Genomic DNA, 19,407 nt, shown 5'->3' on the forward strand with positions numbered 1-19,407 from the left:
AATTCATTAATGGTAAAAATCTACATTTTCGTAATGTAACAATAGTTCTGCCATACGATCCGGGTCATCCCCTTTAAAGTTCACAGTACCAAAATGGTTGCCAAAACCATCTCTTGAATTAACTTTTTGACTTGTTAATGGAGGGACCAAATTATGGTCTAAGAAGAAAGATTCTTCTTTAAGTTCTTCAGGAATCACCAAACGTGAAATTTGATTTTTGTGGGGATAAATCATTACATTTCCATAAAATGTTTTTGGTCTTGCATCTAATGGAGGTAACAGTTCATTAAGCTCTTCCTCGGTTAGCTCAGGGTCATGGCAACAAACAAATGCAGCCAATGCATCAAACCCGTAAGCTTGACTGCAAAGTTCCAAGATATGTCCGCCGGGAATTCTGCAGGCCACCTCACCAAAACTTAATTCATCATTTTCAGTTAAAAACCATTCCGGATGAATCATTCCATATTGGATGCCAAATAGATCCACCAACTTCTGCATCTCCTTCATAATCTTCTCCCTTTTGGTATGAAGGTAATTCCCTCCGGAATAAAGTTAGAATAACCCAATTTCACATACTCTGTGATATTTAAGAATCTGATTTTACCTCCATGAACAAAAGCCTCACAAGAGAATTCTTTTCCAGGCAAGTGACTCTCTGCCAAGCAAGGGAAATCATCGTCTTGACATTTCTCTTCAATATCTGCCTTAGATTTTAGAAGGCGGTGCCCTACGGTTCCAGCTGAGGCAAAAGGCTTGATATGGACCCAACTATCTTCTTCACCGTCTACTTGCAAATTGGCCTGGTTAAGCCTATTCATAAAATTCACAACACCTTCTTTATTGTAAACCTCTTCAAAAAGACCAACTCTTAAACCCCCAATTAAGGCTTTCCTCTTCATCATTGCCTTGTTTCTAAAGAGAAATGCCCTATTCAAAACTTTAGGATCATCTCTGTACAATGAGTTCAATGCACCGGCCCATTCCACTGTTTCTTCAAAAAGAGGAACCGCCACATCCACATGATAAGGTTCAAGTTTGTCCTTTAAATCCAAAGAATTTGATGAATCGCTCCATTCGTCAAACTGGTACGGAACAAAAGGTATATTATTTTCTTGGGCATAATTTTCAAAGTCCGGAAATGAAACAACCACAAATGATTTGTTGAGTTTTTGCATACTTTCTATAACAGGTAAACTCCAACCCATTAGTGCAAAACATTTTGCCATTTTTATTGTTATTTGGTTCAATTTCAATAGGCAACAAAAAATAGGCTAAAGTCAATTTATTTTCAGATATAAATAAAATATCCTATTAAACTTCATTAAAATCTTTAAATAATCAATTTGTAACGGAAAAGGTCAAATTTAACACCAAATACAACGGCACCTCAACTTCCAATAAATAAGAGGTAGGTTAAAAATTTTAGTCTTATGATCAAATCGTTCTCAACCCAAATCGCAATTCATTCACATTATATCCTTATTTTACTTGTATTTCTGATAAAATAAATAAATATTTGCACGGTTTAGCATGAAGAAAGAAGTTAACATATCAAAAAAATTATCCGGCTCATAATTACCTTTTTGAGTATCGGATATTGTGTCCTATTAAAACCTACAGGACCTTATTTAGGGCTTAGTCCCTACACTCTTTCATTATATCCTATGTGGATATTTCTATTTCCAGAAGCATTTCAATCATTTATTTCAACTAATTCTCTTAAGGCTGACACTGTCAATTGCAATTTGATGGGAGATGACGGGCAGCCAAAAAAATGCTACAATGTTTGACCAAAAATTTATAATAAAACCTGCGGGAGAGGAGCATTGCCAATATGCAGAAACCATTACAGATGAAATGGAGCGATCTGCACAGGCCAGAGGCACCGGAATAGCCAAACGATCCCCCGAATACATAAAAACTAAAATGCGGGAAGGTAAAGCTGTTATTGCGCTTACCAAAACCGGGGACTGGGCAGGTTTTTGTTATATTGAAGCTTGGGGCCATGGGAAATTTGTTGCCAATTCCGGCTTAATAGTGTCTCCCGACTATAGAAAATTCGGCTTGGCCAGAGAAATTAAAAAGGAAGTTTTCAAATTAAGTCGCAAAAAATACCCTGAGTCCAAGATATTTGGGTTGACAACTGGAGCTGCCGTAATGAAAATAAATTCAGAATTAGGGTATTATCCGGTTAGCTATTCCGACCTCACCACAGATGAGGAATTTTGGAAGGGATGCCAAAGCTGCGTTAATTATCCCATACTTATGAGCAAGAACAGGTCTAATTGTTTGTGTACGGCCATGCTCTACGAACCCAAAAATGTAAAGAAGGCAGAGCAAAAGAAACGTTCTTCCGAATTCAAAAAGAATCTGAGTCTTTTTGAGCGATTAATCAATATCAAACGGGCCATGTTTCTTAATTTTGCAAAAGGGAAAAAAGCAATTGAAAAAGTTAAAGATAAAGTAAACTAAAAATAATAAATGTGTTTCCTCTGGGCAACACATTTTAATTAAGACAATTTTATAATATGAAAAAAGTAGTTTTAGCATATAGCGGAGGCTTAGACACCACTTTCTGCGCCATTCACCTTAGCAAAGAAAAAGGCTATGAAGTACATGCAGTATTGGTCAACACCGGAGGATTTGAACAGGAGGAGTTAGACAATATAGGTGAAAGGGCAAAAAAACTAGGTGTTGCTTCATTTAAGGTGCTTGATGTGGTTTCTACTTATTACAATGAAGTCATAAAGTTTTTGATTTTTGGAAATGTATTAAAAAACCAAACCTATCCTTTGTCTGTAAGTGCTGAAAGAATTTTACAGGCCAAAGCCTTGGCTGAATACAGTAAAAGCATAGGGGCAACTTCCATTGCTCATGGTAGCACAGGCGCAGGAAACGATCAGGTAAGGTTTGATATGATTTTCCAAACCATCATTCCTGATGTTGAAATTATCACTCCAATTAGAGATTTAAAATTAAGTAGAGAAGAAGAAATTTCATTCTTGAAAAAACATGGAGTAAGCATGAATTTTGAAAAAGCTGCTTACTCAATAAATAAAGGGATTTGGGGAACATCTGTCGGTGGTAAGGAAACACTTACCTCTGATCAAGCCTTGCCGGAAAGTGCTTACCCAACTCAAGTAAGCGCAACGCAACCTGAGTCCATAACACTGACCTTTAATAAGGGTGAATTGGTAGCTGTAAATGGGGAGAAATTTGATCACCCTGTCCAAGCTATTTTGAAAGTTCAGGAATTGGCAAGTCCATTCGGCATTGGTAGAGACATCCATGTTGGAGACACCATCATAGGCATAAAAGGACGAGTTGGCTTCGAAGCAGCAGGTCCTTTGGTAATAATTAAAGCACATCAGCTATTAGAAAAACATACCCTAACCAAGTGGCAAAGCTATTGGAAAAACCAAATCTCTGAGTTTTATGGAAATCATTTGCATGAAGGTCATTATCTGGATCCTGTCATGCGAAACCTAGAAGCATTTATGACGGACACTCAAACTTATGTAAGTGGTGAAGTGAAAGTTTTACTTGCCCCATACAGATTCAGCATGATAGGCGTTTCTTCAAAACATGACCTAATGTCTTCCAAGTTTGGTAGCTATGGTGAAATGAACAAAGGTTATACTGCTGAGGATGTAAAAGGTTTTACAAAAATATTGGGTAATCAAACTGCTATTTTCCATAAAGTAAATGAAAGTTTAGGCCATGAAAATGATTAAAACAGCTGTAGTTGGTGCTGCGGGATATACAGGAGGAGAACTGTTACGTTTATTGGTACATCACCCAAATGTGGACTTGCTATGGATTCATAGCAACAGCCAAAAAGGTAAAAAATTAGAAGAGGTTCATCCGGATTTAATTGGGGATGCTTCCCTTACCTTTACTGATGAGATTGACCCCAATAATCTTGACCTTGTTTTTTTATGCTTACCACATGGACAGGCCAAACCGTTTTTAGAAAAACATGCTTTTGTTGAGGAAACAAAAATCATTGACCTGAGTACGGATTATAGGAATGAAAGCAATGGTTTTATTTATGGTTTACCCGAAGTAAACCGGGAAAAAATTAAAGGTGCTCAGAAAATAGCCAATCCCGGTTGTTTTGCTACCGGAGTTCAACTGGCTCTAGTACCTGCTATTCAGCAGCAGTGGATTAAAAGCTCACTGCATGTCACAGGAATTACGGGAAGCACCGGTGCCGGTAAAAGCTTTCAGAAACCACTCATTTTAGTCAAAGAAACCAAAATGTCTCGGTTTATAAATTATTTACCCATCAGCACCTGAAAGAGATCAACCAAACTTTCAAGCAGCTGACTCAGGATTTGACCAGCAGGTATTATTTGTACCTTACAGGGGTAATTTTTCTCGTGGTATTTGGGTTACAGCGTACTTCCCGTTTGATGGAAGTTTGGAAGAAGCTTATGAAGCCTATTCTAAATTTTACCAAGATGCAGCTTATACCTATGTTAGCAAAAATGACATTGACTTAAAGCAAGTGGTTAACAGCAACAAGTGTTTGGTGCATCTGAAAAAGGAAGCAGGCCAACTTGTTATTTATTCCGCCATAGACAACCTTTTAAAAGGTGCATCAGGGCAAGCTGTACAGAACATGAATCTGGCCTTTGGTCTGGATGAAAAAACAGGTTTACAACTAAAAAGTACAGCTTTTTAAATAAAACGATTATCTGGCAACCAGAACCGGCTGCCTACAAATTACATACAATATGCAATTGTTTGACGTCTATCCTCTAATGAATGTCACCCCTGAAAAAGCAAGTGGTGTTCACTTATGGGACAATACAGGGCAGAAGTACCTGGATTTATATGGTGGGCATGCTGTAATTTCAATAGGACATTCACATCCTCACTATGTCAAAAGAATAAGTGACCAACTGAACAAGATAGGTTTCTATTCCAATTCTGTTCAAATCCCTTTACAAAGGGAGATGGCAAGCAAACTAGGAGAGCTTTCAGGCTATGATGCTTATAAATTATTTCTTTGCAATTCAGGAGCTGAAGCCAATGAGAATGCTTTAAAATTGGCCTCCTTTGAAACAGGGAAAGCGGGTGTTATTGCCTTTCACGGTGCATTCCATGGCCGAACTTCCGGAGCCGTTGCTATTACGGATAACCAAAAGATTGTGGCCCCTTTTAATAGTGGCCATAAAGTTTTCTTTGAAGCATTGGGGGATTTAGATGCGGTAGAACAGAGGCTGAAGGATGGAGAAATAGCAGCGGTGATCATAGAAGGAATTCAAGGTGTAAATGGTATACAGGTCGCTGAACCCGGATTCCTCAGTGGACTATCCACACTCACCAAAAAATACGGTGCCAAATTGATTCTTGATGAAGTGCAGTCGGGCTATGGGCGGACAGGTAAGTTTTTCGCTCATCAATGGACAGCAGAATTGGCCCCTGATCTGATTACAATAGCTAAAGGTATGGGAAATGGTTTTCCCATTGGGGGCGTATTGATACATCCGGATATTGAGGCTAAATTTGGCCTCTTGGGCACCACCTTTGGTGGAAATCACCTGGCATGTGCTGCGGGCCTTGCAGTATTGGAAATTTTGGAAGAAGAAAACCTAATGGCCAATGCTGAACAATTGGGAGATTTTCTTATTCAAGAATTAAATGAAGGCTTTCCTGAAATTCTTGCTGTTAGGGGAAAAGGGTTAATGATAGGATTAGACCTAAAAAATGAAGCTGCCCCCTACCGGTCTGAGTTAATCAAAAGTCATCACATTTTTACCGGAAGTGCCGCTTCAAAGAATACCATTCGCATCCTTCCCCCTCTCTGTGTGAAGAAGGAAGAGTTGCAGCTTTTTCTTAAGAGTTTAAGAGAGGTAATTAATCGAATGAATCCCTAAAACAGTCATGAAAAATTTCACAAAATTTGAAAATATTGACCTTGCCAATAAATTGATTGACAAAGCATTGGCTTTCAAAAAAGACCCACTGGTAAACGCAGTCAAAGGTAATGGCAAGCGTATTGGATTGATTTTCTTAAACCCGAGCCTTAGAACAAGAATGAGCACCCAACTCGCTGCATCCAATCTCGGCGTAGAGAGTTTTGTCTTGAATATGGACAAAGAAAGTTGGGCCTTAGAAATGCAGGATGGGGCTGTCATGAACCAGAACAAGGTGGAACATATAAAGGATGCCGCAGCTGTTTTGGGTGGATATTTTGACATTTTAGCCATCAGGGCCTTCCCTACCCTTACTAATAAGGATGAGGACACCAATGATTTCGTTATCAATCAATTTATAAAATACTCAGGTGTGCCCGTTGTTAGTCTGGAAAGCGCCATCAGGCACCCCTTGCAGAGTTTGGCAGACATGGTGACCATCAAGGAAAATTTTAAAGAAAAAAGGAAACCTAAGGTTGTACTTACTTGGGCACCACATATCAAAGCAATTCCACATGCTGTGGCAAATTCCTTTTCTGAATGGTCCATTGGCTGCGGACATGACTTGACAATCACACATCCTCATGGATACGAATTGGACAGCAAATTTACAAAAGGAGCTAAAATCGAGTATGATCAAAACAAAGCGCTTGCGGAGGCAGATTTTGTTTATGTAAAAAATTGGAGTGCTTTTAGCCCTTACGGTAAAATTTTAAGCGTACCAGGAGACTGGCTGCTCAATGACGCCAAATTTGGTGACAATAAACATGCAAAAGTTATGCATTGCTTACCGGTTAGAAGAAACTTGGAACTAAGTGATGAAATTTTGGATAGTGAGCGTAGCCTTGTTCAAAATCAAGCTAAAAACAGAATTTTCGCTGCTCAATCAGTAATCGACAGCATGCTTTAATACTATTTCTTAATGGATATCAGCGTAATTAAAATCGGGGGAAATGTAATTGACCATCAGGAGAACTGTTCAGCATTTCTTAAGTTATTTGCTCATTTCCCCGGAGTAAAAATACTTGTACATGGAGGCGGTGTATTGGCTAGCCGTTTGGGTAGTTCATTGGGCATCAAACCTAATATGCACAATGGCAGAAGGATTACAGACAAGGAAACCTTGGACGTTGTGACCATGGTATATGCTGGACTGATCAATAAAAACTTGGTAGCTGAACTTCAATCCTATGGTCAAAATGCCATCGGACTTACCGGAGCCGATGGCAATGCCATCACTTCTATTAAAAGGCCTATTAAGGAAGTCGACTTTGGTTTTGTTGGGGATGTTACAAAAGTAAACACCTCATTATTAGAAACTTTATTGGAACAAAATATCGCACCGGTATTTTCCGCCATCACCCATGACAACAAAGGGCAATTGCTAAACACCAATGCAGATACCATCGCCTCTGAATTGGCTACAGCATTGGCTACCAAACACAAGGTTGGGCTCTACTTTTGCTTTGATAAGAAAGGGGTACTTATGGATGCTGACAAACCTGAATCTTTGGTCCCGTTGATCAATGAAGATATTTTTAAAAAATTACTTGAAGAAAAGGTGATCCATTCCGGAATGATTCCAAAATTGGAAAATGCTCTCAATGCATTGAACAAAGGTGTGGCCAATGTTTGGATGGGTTTACCCGAAAACTTATTGTTGGCTGCCAAAGGAGAAGAGGCCGGAACCATCATCAAACCTTTGTAAATTAATCTTGGAACAGCATTTACCCCTTTATTAATAAAAAAATTGGAAGATTTAGCAAAATTAAAAATTGAGGCGATTGAATTACTTAAGGGCCTTATCAGTACCCCATCGCTAAGTAAAGCAGAGGATAAAACCGCTGAACTCATCGCAGAATTTTTCTTTAAAAAAGGAATTGAAACGCATAGAAAAGGGAACAATATATGGGCCTATAATAAGCAATTTGATGATTCCTTGCCAACAATTTTGCTGAATTCGCATCATGACACCGTAAAACCCAACCGTGGTTATACCCTTGACCCACACACACCTTTAGTAAAGGAGGGAAAGTTATTTGGTTTGGGATCAAATGATGCAGGTGGTTGCTTGGTTAGCCTAATGGCTACTTTTGCATTTTACTATGATCAAACTATACCTGTAAACCTTGTGCTTGTGGCTTCTGCAGAAGAAGAAATAAGTGGTCGAGGAGGTATTGAATCTGTTCTCAGTGAACTTCCAGATTTAGAAGTTGCCATTGTAGGTGAACCAACCTTACTAAAGATGGCCGTTGCAGAAAAGGGGCTAATGGTTATAGATGCCGTGATCAGTGGTGTAGCAGGCCATGCTGCCCGTGAAGAAGGTACCAATGCAATCTATGAAAGTCTTGAAGATTTATTAACGATTAGAGATTTCAAATTCAAAAAGAGTCCCCATTCTTAGGGCCAAATAAGGTTTCGGCCACCATCATCACGGCCGGAAGTCAACACAATGTGGTTCCCGACAAGTGCACCTATACGCTCGATGTTCGGGTAACTGATGCCTATACTTTGGAAGAAGCTTTTGCTGAATTAAAAAGCAATTTAAAAGCCGAACTAACCCCTAGGTCACTACGATTAAATTCTTCTTCCATTAAGGAGGACCATCCTATGGTAAGCACTGCAAAAGAGATGGGGTTAGAATTATACGGTAGCCCCACATTATCGGATCAGGCATTAATTCCTTTTCCTTCTGTAAAAATCGGACCCGGTGATTCTGCAAGGTCTCATACAGCAGATGAGTTTATTTTCGTTGAAGAAATTAAGGAGGGAATATCATTATATGTATCACTCTTGAAAAACTATTTTTCAAATACCAAAAGAAACACCCAATGAAACTTTGGCAAAAAGATAAAACCAGTAAAAAAGAAGTAGAAACTTTTACCATAGGCCGAGATCCTGAATTTGATATTTTACTTGCCCCATTTGATGTTACAGGATCCATGGCTCATGCCACCATGTTGGCATCCATTGGGTTGCTAACCCAAAATGAGTTGGAAGTATTGAAAAAGGCTTAACAGAAATCCGTGATGAGATTGCAGAGGGAAAGTTTAGCATAGCTCCCGGGGTAGAAGATGTACACAGTCAAGTGGAGTTTTTGCTTACAGAGCGGTATGGAGATGTAGGGAAAAAATTACATAGCGGAAGATCCAGAAATGACCAAGTTTTGGTGGATTTAAAGCTTTATTATAGAAAGGCAATAAAAGAGACAGTAACCGAAATAGAAAATCTATTCAATTTACTAACCCAGCTAGCCGAAAAACACAAAGATGACTTAATGCCGGGTTATACCCATACCCAATTGGCTATGCCTTCCTCTTTTGGATTATGGTTTGGCTCATTGGCTGAAGGTTTGGCAGAAGATATGGAACTATGGCAAACGGCTTATCGCCTGTCTAACAGAAACCCCTTAGGTTCAGCTGCAGGATACGGTAGTTCTTTTCCTCTTAACAGAACAATGACCACAGAACTTCTAGGTTTTGGGGACATGCATTACAATGTGATCAATGCTCAAAATAGTAGAGGGAAAACAGAAAAAACATTATCATTTGCAATGGCAGGTACTGCCGGCACTCTCAACCGCTTGGCTACAGATGCGATTATGTTTATGAACCAACATTTTGGATTCATAAGTTTTCCTGATGAGCTAACCACAGGTTCTAGCATTATGCCACATAAAAAGAACCCTGATGTATTTGAATTAATCCGTGCAAAGACCAATCAAATCCAAAGTTACCCTCAGCAAATCATGATGTTGCTTACAAACCTGAGTACCGGTTACCACAGAGACTTACAATTGCTCAAGGAGACCACCTTTCCTGCTTTTGAACAACTGAATGATTGTTTGAAAATAACTCAATTGATGCTTGAAAACATCAGCATCAAAAAGGATCTTTTGGATGATAAATTTTATGCATATTTATTTAGTGTAGAAGAAGTCAACAGGTTGGTATTGGAAGGTATGCCATTTAGAGATGCCTACAAAAAAGTGGGAATGGATATTGAAAAAGGGGATTTTACTCCGGGTAAAAAAATCAAACACAGCCATGAAGGCAGCATTGGACAACTTTGTTTGCCTGCTATCAAAAATAAATGGAAAAATCAAAGGTAAACTTTGAAGAAGCGGAAAAAGCTGAAGAAAAGCTTTGGACAATATAAGAATCAAATAGAGTCTTGAATGATGTAAACCATCATTGAAGCAAGTAGGTACCCTCCAAGAAAAGAGAAAAAATAAGGCCATGTCAAATCATATTGTTTGTACATGGCATTTTTCGTTTTATGGGTAAAATTACTAATTCTTTTAAGTGGTTTTACAGGAAAAAAGGAAAGGAATAACAAACCATAACAAATGGTGAAGATTAACAAGGTGACAAGTGTCTGCATAACTCACTGGATTAAATGCAAATATAAAGTCTTAAATATAGCCTACAAACGATCATGCAGATTAATTTTAAGCAATTTACTCGGAGAAAATGGGTAATTAAAATTTTAAAACAGGATTAACGTTTCAGCGTAAAAATATTAAAAAAATCGAATCTCCTATCACGTTTTTTAAATTTATATTTCATTTTTGCATAGGTATAATTAGGGATAATTCGAAAGGAAAGTAAAATGGCTACTGTCATCAATATTCCTGAGCTAATGAAAACATACTGGAAATCATATCCTGCATCTACGATAACACCATAAATAGCCGGTCCTATGGCTGAACTTAGCACCATTATAGAGGCAAATATGCTTCTTACCTTACCTATATAAGTTGTGCCAAAAAGTTCCACTTGCAAAGCAGACATGATAGAATTACCTACACCTGCAGAAGCTCCCATCAAAATCATATAGGGGAAAATCACCAATGGATTGTCCACCTTCCAAATAAAAATAATGGCGATTAGAAAAGGGATAAGATAATAAGGAAAAAAAGTCCTTGCTGAATACTTGTCGATCAAAGGTCCTGAAAACAAAATTGCAATAGACCCTGCGATGGCATAAAATGTAAGCCCTACAGCCATCCATTCCAGACTCCATCCCTTATAGTCTGCAATTGCAAATTGATAGAAGAACAGGCCGGTTACAATAAAAGCCAAGACAAATAAATTGGGAGCCAAGATCCAAAAACTTTTAGATTTCATAATTTCCCACTGAGAGATTTCCTTCTTTGGCTCAGAATCATTGCTTCCCACTGATTCTTCATAAATTACGAGCTTTTTCTCATCAATAAAAAAGTACAAATACAAAGGCACCAGAATAAGCACAATCAGCGCATTGACCAAAAGAGATTGTCTCCATCCGAAAACATTAATTAGTGCCACCACAATGATAGGAAGTGCAGCTTGACCAAAAGGATGCCCTAAAGAGGCCATGCTTATGGCTTTTCCCCTTCCTTTAACAAAGTATTTGGACATGGAAGTTATCGCGATATGACTAAACAATCCTTGCCCTGCTATCCTTAAACCAAAAAAAGCTACCGGCAATAAATACCAATACTGATTGTAACTCATCAAAATCATGGATAGAATAAATACCACTGTGGTAAGCAAGGTATACTTCACCAGGCTTACTTTATCTATGTACTTGCCTACCTGTGGCAGAATAAAGGCACTAGCGATTGTGGCAATCATATAATAAACACTTATTTGTGCATTTTGAAGAGAAAACTCTTCTATCAAATAAGGTACATAAAGCGCCAATAAGTAGGTTTGACCATACCCTGAAAGACAAGTCATCAGCAAGCCAAAAATCAATAACTTTTTGTTCTCAAATACAAAACTCCAATAACTCATCTCAGGCAATTATTTTAAAGTAGAAAAATTCAAGCGGTCGGGTGTGCAAGCATGCTTATGAATCCCAAAATTAAGTAATTAATTAGGTTTTAAAACCAATGAACCGAATGAAAATAAGATATATGCAAAATATAAATTTATAATAACCCAAATTGTTGGAAAAAAGGTAATATTATCCAAGTTTTAAAATTGTATAGCTCAACTAAGGGTAAGAGAATAATTAGCACAAAGCCACATAAAACTAATGGAATAATCGCTTTTTTTACTTATTTAGCCTTTTTAAACAAAGAAAATCAAAAGCATCATGACTACCGGATTTCAGCATCTTCATTCATTTCTGGCCTACATCGTTTTGGCAGGTATAATATTCAGTTTTATTTCTGCACTTATCGGTGCATTGAGTGGCAAAGAGTTTACTGAAAAAGACCGTAAATTTGGATTAATAGGAATGATTTTAGCTCACATTCAATTATTGGTAGGTATAGGAGTTTATTTTTTAAGCCCCTCGGATTATCGAATCTAAGTGGTGAAACCATGGGTGATTCCATGAGCAGATTGTACGCCCTTGAACACCCACTAATCAATATTATTGCCATAGCACTAATTACAATAGGCTATAGCAGGGCTAAGAAATTAACAGAAAGTAAGAGTAGGTTTAGAAGCATTTATATGTTTTATGGAATAGCTTTCGTAATGATATTAAGTAGAATCCCATGGGATGCTTGGTTAAATTAATTGACTAGCCCAATGGATAAAAATATACTTTTAGATCTCGTATCTAAAAAAATGCCCTTTGGAAAGTACAAAGACAGGTTAATTTGTGATGTGCCTGAACATTATTTAATCTGGTTTAAAAGGAACGGCTTTCCAAAGGGCAAATTAGGAATGTGGCTAGAAACAATGTATGAAATCCGTGTCAATGGACTTGAATACCTTCTAGACCCGCTCAAAAAATCCTAACTAAGAATAAGTCAATCTTTGCCATTATGTTGCAATTATTGTTTGATAAGGATACCTTTGTTGTGAAAAAGTATTCCAATCATTCAATATACAATAGTGAGATTTATTTTTCTCCCAATTTTCGTACTGCTAACCTTTGGCGATTCCTTCCTCTTTGCACAAGCTAGCCCAAGATTTACTATCAGTGGTTACATTACAGATCCCTCCGGAGAAGCTTTGATGGCTACCATCCTTATTCATGAACTTGGATCAGGGGACTATGCCGATGAAAATGGACATTTTGAATTGAACAACCTAAATCCGGGTAATTACCACCTTCATATTTCCCATTTAGGATACAAATCTATTACCCAAACCGTACACTTGGAAAACAAGGATTTGGAATTTAACTGGGTAATGGAACCTTCAGCCATTACTCTTCAATCCCTGACCATTGAGGCCAACCCCTTTAAAAACGGACCTGTGGAACAGTCTCAAACAATCGATGTAATTGATAGAAATTTCATTGAAAAGAACAACTCCGGTACCTTTTCTAATGCGTTGGCAAAGTTGCCGGGTATCAGCACCATAAATACAGGGGTTGGAATTAGTAAGCCTGTGATTAGGGGTATGAGTTCCAATAGAATTCAAGTAAACGACAGGGGAATCAAACAAGAGGGCCAACAATGGGGTGCCGATCATGGCTTAGAAATAGATCCATTTGATGTGGACCGAGTTGAAATAGTAAAAGGCCCGGCCTCATTGATATATGGATCAGATGGAATGTCAGGAGTAATTAACATTTCTCCGGCACCTTTACCTATGGAAGGCGAAATTAGAGGGCATTTGATCAATAGTTATCAAACAAATAATGCCATGAGAAGCCATTCTGCCATGGTAGAAGGAAATGAAGATGGCTTCATATTTAAAGGAAGGGTAACATTTCAAGATTATCAAGATTATAGGGTTCCTGCTGATGAATTTACTTATGCCGGGTATGTTTTGCCCGTCTATGATAATCGACTGAAAAATACAGCTGGAAAGGAGCGACACTTTTCTTTTATGACCGGGATACGGAAAAATTGGGGAAAATCCACCCTTACAGTAAGTAGGTTTGGCCAACAAGCGGGTCTATTTACAGGAGCAGTAGGAATACCAAGTAGCTATAATTTAGGGCACAATGGAGATTATAGCAATATAGAATTACCAAACCAAGATAACTCCCATCTTAAAATAATTTCTAATACAACAATTCAACTGAATAAAAATTGGTTGGAAATCGACTTGGCCTATCAGCGGAATGTTCGACAAGAAAATTCCTTAGCCCATGCACATGGAATTAACTCCTCAGAATATGGAAATCTTGCTTTAGGCCTTTATCTGGATACTTATACCGCAAACTTGAGGTATAACCGACAGGTAAATGAAAAACAACAGGTGATAATTGGCTTTCAATCCAGCCTGATGAACAATGATTTTAGTGGTTTTGAATTTCTTTTGCCTGAATTTCAATCAAAATCTGCCGGGATTTTTTATTTCCATGAATACCGTGTGAAAGAAAATTTCATTCTCAATGCAGGGCTTAGGCTAGACATTGCTCAACATCAAATTGAATCGCACTCTCAACCTATCTATAACAGTTCCGGAGAAGCTACGGGGAATGAAATTCTGAGAAATCCGGAAATTGACCGCAACTATTCTAACCTTAGTGGTTCCACCGGTTTTTCATGGATCTTCAGTAGAAAAAGTAACTTGAAATTTAACCTAGGCAGTAGTTACAGAATTCCAACGCCTATAGAATTGGCAACCAACGGGATTCACCATGGGAATTTTAGACATGAATTAGGAAATAGCTCTTTAGAAAGTGAACGTAGTTTTCAAGGGGATTTAAACTACACCTATTCCAAAGAGAATATATTGATTGGGATCAGCCCTTATTTCGCCTATTATAATAATTACATTTACCTTTCCCCTACTGCCGAATTTTCCACCTTACCGGGCGCCGGCACACTCTGGGAATACAGACAAAACAATGCGATTTTTGCAGGAGGAGAAATTAAATTTCACTGGTCTATATCCCCTGCTTTACAATCCACAATTGCTGCAGAATACGTTTATAACCAAAACCTAGATACAAGTTTGCCCCTTCCTCTTACTCCTCCTGCAAGTATATTAACCGGTATTGAGTGGAAATTACCCTTAGAGACCTTTTGGTTGGATAACAATACTTTATATGTTGAGTACCGCCAAGTAGCTGCACAAAACAGGGTAGACAGAAATGAGAGAGTTACTGAGGGATATGGGCTACTAGAGGCCGGTCTAGGTTTAGAATTTCAGCTTGGGAAGCAAATGCTTAAACTACGCATAAGTGGACAAAATTTACTCAATGAATATTACTTTAATCATTTGAGCAGATACAGATTATTAAACTTACCGGAACAAGGGAGAAATTTTAATATCAACCTTAAAATCCCTTTTCAAATAAAAAATCAGTAAGATTGAACCCCTATCCACGTTAATCCGTTATTAACCATATACAATTGCAACACTCGTGCAATTACAATATTATTGTATCTTAAAATATTATAGATGAAATCAACCAACATTCTAATAGCATGCATTTTAGCTATTGGTATTTCCTCGTGTGAAAACACCTCTGAAGATCCCCAAGACTTAGAAGCACCAATCATTGACCATGCATCATCAACGGATGAAATCAGTCCTGACCATGGTGAAGTTTTTACAGAAATGATGAACCATATCCCAGTAAGCTTTTCTGTTGAAGACCCTTCAGGTATAGGGCAAATAAAGGTCAATGTTCATGCGAATTTTGATGGCCACAGCCATGCAAGGGTCCTGACGAATTTTGAAACACTAGCCATCGATGATATATATGCAGTAGATGCAAGTAACCCTGATTTTCAATTTCCTGAAAATTCAACCAGGGTAGAGGTAGGAACTGAAGCAACAGATATATATTGGTCGGGAGATAACTCTAGACTTGGCGGTCCAGTTTTGGCAGGTATGTATGATTTTTCTATCACAGCAACTGATATTTATGGAAACCAAACCACTTTTGCAGATGGATCAAGTTATTTGACCACAATTCACATTAGAACTGAATACGCACCAAAGGTTACTGTAAGCAATCTTAATGATGGAGAATTAGTTGGAACATTGGGAGAGTCCCTTACTGTAACCGGTGAAATTAGTAAACCTGATCACGAACTTAGTGGAGATCTGGCATTTATCTGGATTAAACTAGGAGAAGAAGATGAGGACCACGATCATGATCACGATGAAGAAAATAGCAGAATCAGTAATGATGAATATGTTTTTGATAAAATGTGGGGAAGTTCACAGTGGATTGCAGAGGGTACTGGAGCAGATTTGCCGGACACACAAAATATAGACCTGTCTACCCTCCTTTCAGGTGATAATAAAATTATACTTCCTGAAAGTGGTGATCATTTGGATTTGACAATAAGAGCAGAAGATGTCAATGGAAATACCATTGAAAAAACATATGAGGTACATATGGATTAATTAAAAAAATCAAGACATTGACAGGAAAGCATATTGGCAACAATATGCTTTTTTGTTTATTCAATTGAAATCAATTATAAACATAAATAAAATTGATCATCAAAATATAAATTAGCATCACCCTATACCATAAACTTACTTCAATTCAAGTCTCACTTGATCAACCAGCAAATTTTGGGCTTGAATAAAAAGATTTTCGATCTTTTTAATTTTTTCATCACTTCTATCTCCACTATTAAAAAGCGAATCATTGAAGCTCAGAATACAGAAAAATAAAATAATTGCGATATATTTAAAAGAAAGTTTCATACTTATAGTGTTTAATATATACCCAACAAAAGTTAAACATATTTGTTTTGGTAACTAAACAAAAACGATGCAAAAAATTCAATTCGGCGAAAAATAATTGCAAAAAAACCATTTGAGTTAACATTGATTATCGATAGCGCACTTATCAACCCGAGAAAGGCTTTGAAATACCGGTCACTTACAGTCTCTATTGAAAAATAAAAAGTGTGAGGTAATTTTGATAGGTCATCTCCAAATTTACTGGCAATAGGTCATTCCTTTTAAAATTTATTTTATCACTCAGATTTTAACCAGTGGATTTTTTTTAATTACCTATTTCTTCCATAGATATCTCATTATATATAGTATTTTTATCCTTTGAACCATTCTAACTTATTTCCAATGAAAGCACTGACCCTAGAGAAATATGGTTTACCCGAAGAAGTCTTAAGGTTCACAAATCAGAAAATCCCAACCTATCAGAAAAATGAAGTATTGGTAAAAATTCATTTTACAGCTATTAATGATTATGATTGGAGTTTGGTTAGGGGAAAGCCATTCATTTACAGATTAATGTTTGGATTGGTTAAACCAAAATCAAAAAGTTTGGGAATGGAATTATCGGGAACTGTGGAAGCAGTGGGGTCCGAAGTTACTGAATTTGATATTGGGGATGAGGTTTATGGTGATACCTCTGCTTACGGTTTTGGAACATTTTCAGAATATATAGCATTGCCTGCAAATGCATTGGTTCATAAACCAAAAAATATGTCGTTTGAGGAAGCTGCGGCCTTACCTCATGCTGCTCTTTTGGCACTACAAGGATTGAAAGACATTGGAGGCATAAAGAATGGAATGAAGGTCCTTATCAATGGTGCCGGAGGAGGTGTAGGAACCCTAGCTTTACAATTGGCAAAAACCCATCATTGTGAAGTTACAGGAGTTGATCTTCAGGAAAAATTCGAGGCTTTATCTAATTTAGGATATGATCATCTTATCAACTATCAACATGAAAATTTTACGGAAAATGGTATTCAATACGATTTAATTCTAGATTGTAAGACAGATAAATCACCTTTCTCTTACTCAAGATCCCTCACAGCCAATGGGGTTTACGTTAGCATCGGCGGTAAAATCACCTACTTGCTTTCAACACTCATAATAGGAAAGGCTTTATCTGCATTTTCTTCTAAAAGGTTCGAAATTTTAAGTTTAAAACCCAATCAAGGCCTAAAAGAGATTGAGGAGATGTATGTAAATAACCAGATAAAACCTGTGATAGATGGTCCCTACCCTCTCTCATTAGGACCAGAAAAACTCCAAGAATTTGGAAATGGCTACCATATAGGTAAAATAATATTATCATTGGGTACCTAATCATGGTCTCAGGATAATTTTTTATAAATATTATTAAATTTTAATTTATAATTATTCATTATGTTTACATTATAATACAAATTTTAAATATTTAATTTATAATTAAACCCAAAAATAATGAATATCAATCTCAATCAAGCTGAAAAGATCATTGTAGCTGCTAAAAGTAAAGCCCAGGCTCTTAAAACCAAAATGAATATTGCCGTAGTGGATGCCGGAGCCAACCTTCTTGCCTTTGCCCGAATGGATGGGGCTTGGTTGGGCTCATTAGACATATCGATAAAAAAGCGAAAACCGCACGTTATTTTGATATGAATACCGGGGCTATAGGCGAGCTGTCCCAGCCCGGGGGATCTTTATACAATATCGAACATTCTAATAATGGCTTAATTACTTTCCCCGGAGGAGTTCCCATCAAAAATAGCTCAGGGGAAATTGTTGGGGCTATAGGGGTCAGTGGCAGTTCTGTAGAAAACGATCATGCGGTTGCTGAGGCCGGAGCTATTGCATTAAAATAAAATCTCTGGTGGCTGGCAAATTCAATGGGTTAGCCAGCCACCTTTTGACATTTAGAACGCAACCTAAAATGAATATTAACCAACTATTGATCAAATCTAGGTTGAAAGTCTCTTTTATACACTTTAGGAGTTACTCCCATTTTGTTTTTAAACTGCCGATTAAAATTTGAAAGCGTATTGAAACCACTATCATAGCTTATCTCACTAATATTTAAATTTTCCGTATGCAACAATTTACAGGCATGGCTTATCCTAACTTCTGAAAGAAAATCGGAAAAGGATTTGTTCATGCGAGATTTAAAATACCTGGAAAAAGAGGTACTGGTCATGTTGATTAACTCAGCAACTTTTTCTTGTTTAATATCTTGTTGAAAATGATCCATAACAAATGCATGCACCTTGCTCATTCTATCTTTTTCTGATTCCTTATTGGCATTTATATAACCAGCCTGAACAATTGTTTTGACCTCGGTAGACCTAGAAATTAAAAGTAAAATTTCAAGCAAACCAATAATCCTATCCATTCCTTTTTTTGTACCAACCGAATAAGTTTATCTTTAAGTATCTGGTTGGTTTTACCTATGATTTGAAGTCCCAGTGCAGCCCTTTTCAGTAAGGTTCTAAATTCTTCAAACTCCTCCTTCTCCAACATTTTTTCACCTAAAAAATCTTCAGGAAAATAAACGACAATTCCACGAGTCATCAGCACGCTATCCTTTTCAAAATATGTTTGGTCATTTCTCCATAAATGAGGCAAATTAGGCCCTGTAAGTACCATATCATTTGGCTGAAAAGGTCGCATATCGTCCCCTACAAATCTGGTTCCATGTCCTTCCAGGACTAAAAATAATTGGTATTCAGGATGAAAATGCCAGTTTTTATCAAAACTCGGTGCCACCAACTCCTTTATTATATAGGCATTGTGTTCAGGTATTCGAGATTTTTGAAAAGCTTTTTTCATTAGTAATTAAATAATGTTAAATAAATCGATAAAAGTAGATAAAAATGACAATAAACAGTCATTATCAGGCAAAA

15 protein-coding genes and 5 pseudogenes are annotated in these 19,407 nt (G+C 37.3%); 14 read left to right on the plus strand and 6 right to left on the minus strand.

Annotation, left to right across the window (positions count from 1 at the left end; translation table 11 throughout):
- Positions 1–6: 6 nt before the first annotated feature.
- On the minus strand, positions 7–507 hold the full coding sequence (locus tag WG932_RS08440) for a hypothetical protein (RefSeq protein ID WP_483087635.1): 501 nt from the start codon (positions 505–507) through the stop codon (positions 7–9).
- The gene (locus WG932_RS08445; RefSeq protein WP_483087636.1) at positions 504–1,226 is read right to left on the minus strand and encodes an ATP-grasp domain-containing protein; all 723 of its coding nucleotides are present in this window, start codon (positions 1,224–1,226) and stop codon (positions 504–506) included. The genes WG932_RS08440 and WG932_RS08445 overlap by 4 nt, the downstream gene beginning before the upstream one ends.
- A 556-nt stretch (positions 1,227–1,782) precedes the next feature.
- Here WG932_RS08445 and WG932_RS08450 point away from each other — a divergent pair.
- From WG932_RS08450 to argH, 8 genes and pseudogenes are all read left to right on the plus strand, one after another.
- Positions 1,783–2,472 carry an N-acetyltransferase gene (locus WG932_RS08450; RefSeq protein ID WP_014022770.1) on the plus strand — a complete coding sequence of 230 codons (690 nt, stop codon included), beginning with the start codon at positions 1,783–1,785 and terminating at the stop codon, positions 2,470–2,472.
- Between the two features lie 56 nt (positions 2,473–2,528).
- Positions 2,529–3,734 carry an argininosuccinate synthase gene (gene argG / locus WG932_RS08455; RefSeq protein ID WP_149392809.1) on the plus strand — a complete coding sequence of 402 codons (1,206 nt, stop codon included), beginning with the start codon at positions 2,529–2,531 and terminating at the stop codon, positions 3,732–3,734.
- A pseudogene (argC, locus tag WG932_RS08460) lies at positions 3,721–4,687 on the plus strand (N-acetyl-gamma-glutamyl-phosphate reductase). Before argG ends, argC begins: the two are co-directional and overlap by 14 nt.
- Positions 4,688–4,739: 52 nt before the next feature.
- A complete protein-coding gene (locus WG932_RS08465; protein ID WP_149392807.1) occupies positions 4,740–5,885 on the plus strand; it encodes an aspartate aminotransferase family protein in 1,146 nt (381 codons plus the stop codon).
- Between the two features lie 7 nt (positions 5,886–5,892).
- Entirely contained in the window at positions 5,893–6,834 is a 942-nt protein-coding gene (locus WG932_RS08470) for a Rossmann-fold NAD(P)-binding domain-containing protein (protein ID WP_483087637.1), read from the plus strand.
- Positions 6,835–6,846: 12 nt separating this feature from the next.
- Entirely contained in the window at positions 6,847–7,632 is a 786-nt protein-coding gene (argB, locus tag WG932_RS08475) for an acetylglutamate kinase (protein ID WP_014022775.1), read from the plus strand.
- A gap of 42 nt (positions 7,633–7,674) precedes the next feature.
- Positions 7,675–8,759, plus strand: a pseudogene (locus WG932_RS08480) (M20 family metallo-hydrolase).
- Positions 8,756–10,017: pseudogene (gene argH, locus WG932_RS08485) on the plus strand (argininosuccinate lyase); the annotation flags it as partial. The pseudogenes WG932_RS08480 and argH, both read left to right, overlap by 4 nt.
- A gap of 68 nt (positions 10,018–10,085) precedes the next feature.
- Here the strand turns inward: argH and WG932_RS08490 are convergent.
- Positions 10,086–10,307 (minus strand): hypothetical protein, encoded by a 222-nt coding sequence (locus WG932_RS08490; protein WP_149392804.1) that lies wholly within the window; start codon positions 10,305–10,307, stop codon positions 10,086–10,088.
- Between the two features lie 116 nt (positions 10,308–10,423).
- A complete protein-coding gene (locus WG932_RS08495) occupies positions 10,424–11,704 on the minus strand; it encodes an MFS transporter (protein ID WP_014022779.1) in 1,281 nt (426 codons plus the stop codon).
- 304 nt (positions 11,705–12,008) lie between these two features.
- Between WG932_RS08495 and WG932_RS08500 the strand changes: the two are divergent.
- From WG932_RS08500 to WG932_RS08525, 6 genes and pseudogenes are all read left to right on the plus strand, one after another.
- A pseudogene (locus tag WG932_RS08500) lies at positions 12,009–12,439 on the plus strand (hypothetical protein).
- A 12-nt stretch (positions 12,440–12,451) separates the two neighbouring features.
- Positions 12,452–12,664: a DUF3820 family protein gene (locus WG932_RS08505; RefSeq protein ID WP_014022781.1), complete on the plus strand. Its 213-nt coding sequence runs from the start codon at positions 12,452–12,454 to the stop codon at positions 12,662–12,664.
- Between the two features lie 96 nt (positions 12,665–12,760).
- The gene (locus tag WG932_RS08510; protein WP_483087638.1) at positions 12,761–15,139 is read left to right on the plus strand and encodes a TonB-dependent receptor; all 2,379 of its coding nucleotides are present in this window, start codon (positions 12,761–12,763) and stop codon (positions 15,137–15,139) included.
- Positions 15,140–15,232: 93 nt separating this feature from the next.
- Positions 15,233–16,189, plus strand: a complete 957-nt coding sequence (locus tag WG932_RS08515; RefSeq protein ID WP_014022783.1) for a DUF4625 domain-containing protein — start codon at positions 15,233–15,235, stop codon at positions 16,187–16,189.
- A 690-nt stretch (positions 16,190–16,879) separates the two neighbouring features.
- Positions 16,880–17,854 (plus strand): NAD(P)-dependent alcohol dehydrogenase, encoded by a 975-nt coding sequence (locus tag WG932_RS08520; protein WP_149392802.1) that lies wholly within the window; start codon positions 16,880–16,882, stop codon positions 17,852–17,854.
- 117 nt (positions 17,855–17,971) lie between these two features.
- Positions 17,972–18,372: pseudogene (locus tag WG932_RS08525) on the plus strand (GlcG/HbpS family heme-binding protein).
- Positions 18,373–18,455: 83 nt separating this feature from the next.
- Here the strand turns inward: WG932_RS08525 and WG932_RS08530 are convergent.
- Positions 18,456–18,896 carry a helix-turn-helix domain-containing protein gene (locus WG932_RS08530; protein ID WP_483087639.1) on the minus strand — a complete coding sequence of 147 codons (441 nt, stop codon included), beginning with the start codon at positions 18,894–18,896 and terminating at the stop codon, positions 18,456–18,458.
- Positions 18,857–19,333, minus strand: coding sequence for a cupin domain-containing protein (locus WG932_RS08535; RefSeq protein ID WP_483087640.1), 477 nt, complete (start codon positions 19,331–19,333; stop codon positions 18,857–18,859). The genes WG932_RS08530 and WG932_RS08535 overlap by 40 nt, the downstream gene beginning before the upstream one ends.
- Positions 19,334–19,407 lie beyond the last annotated feature (74 nt).

The organism is Cyclobacterium sp. SOCE241 (assembly GCF_056867545.1).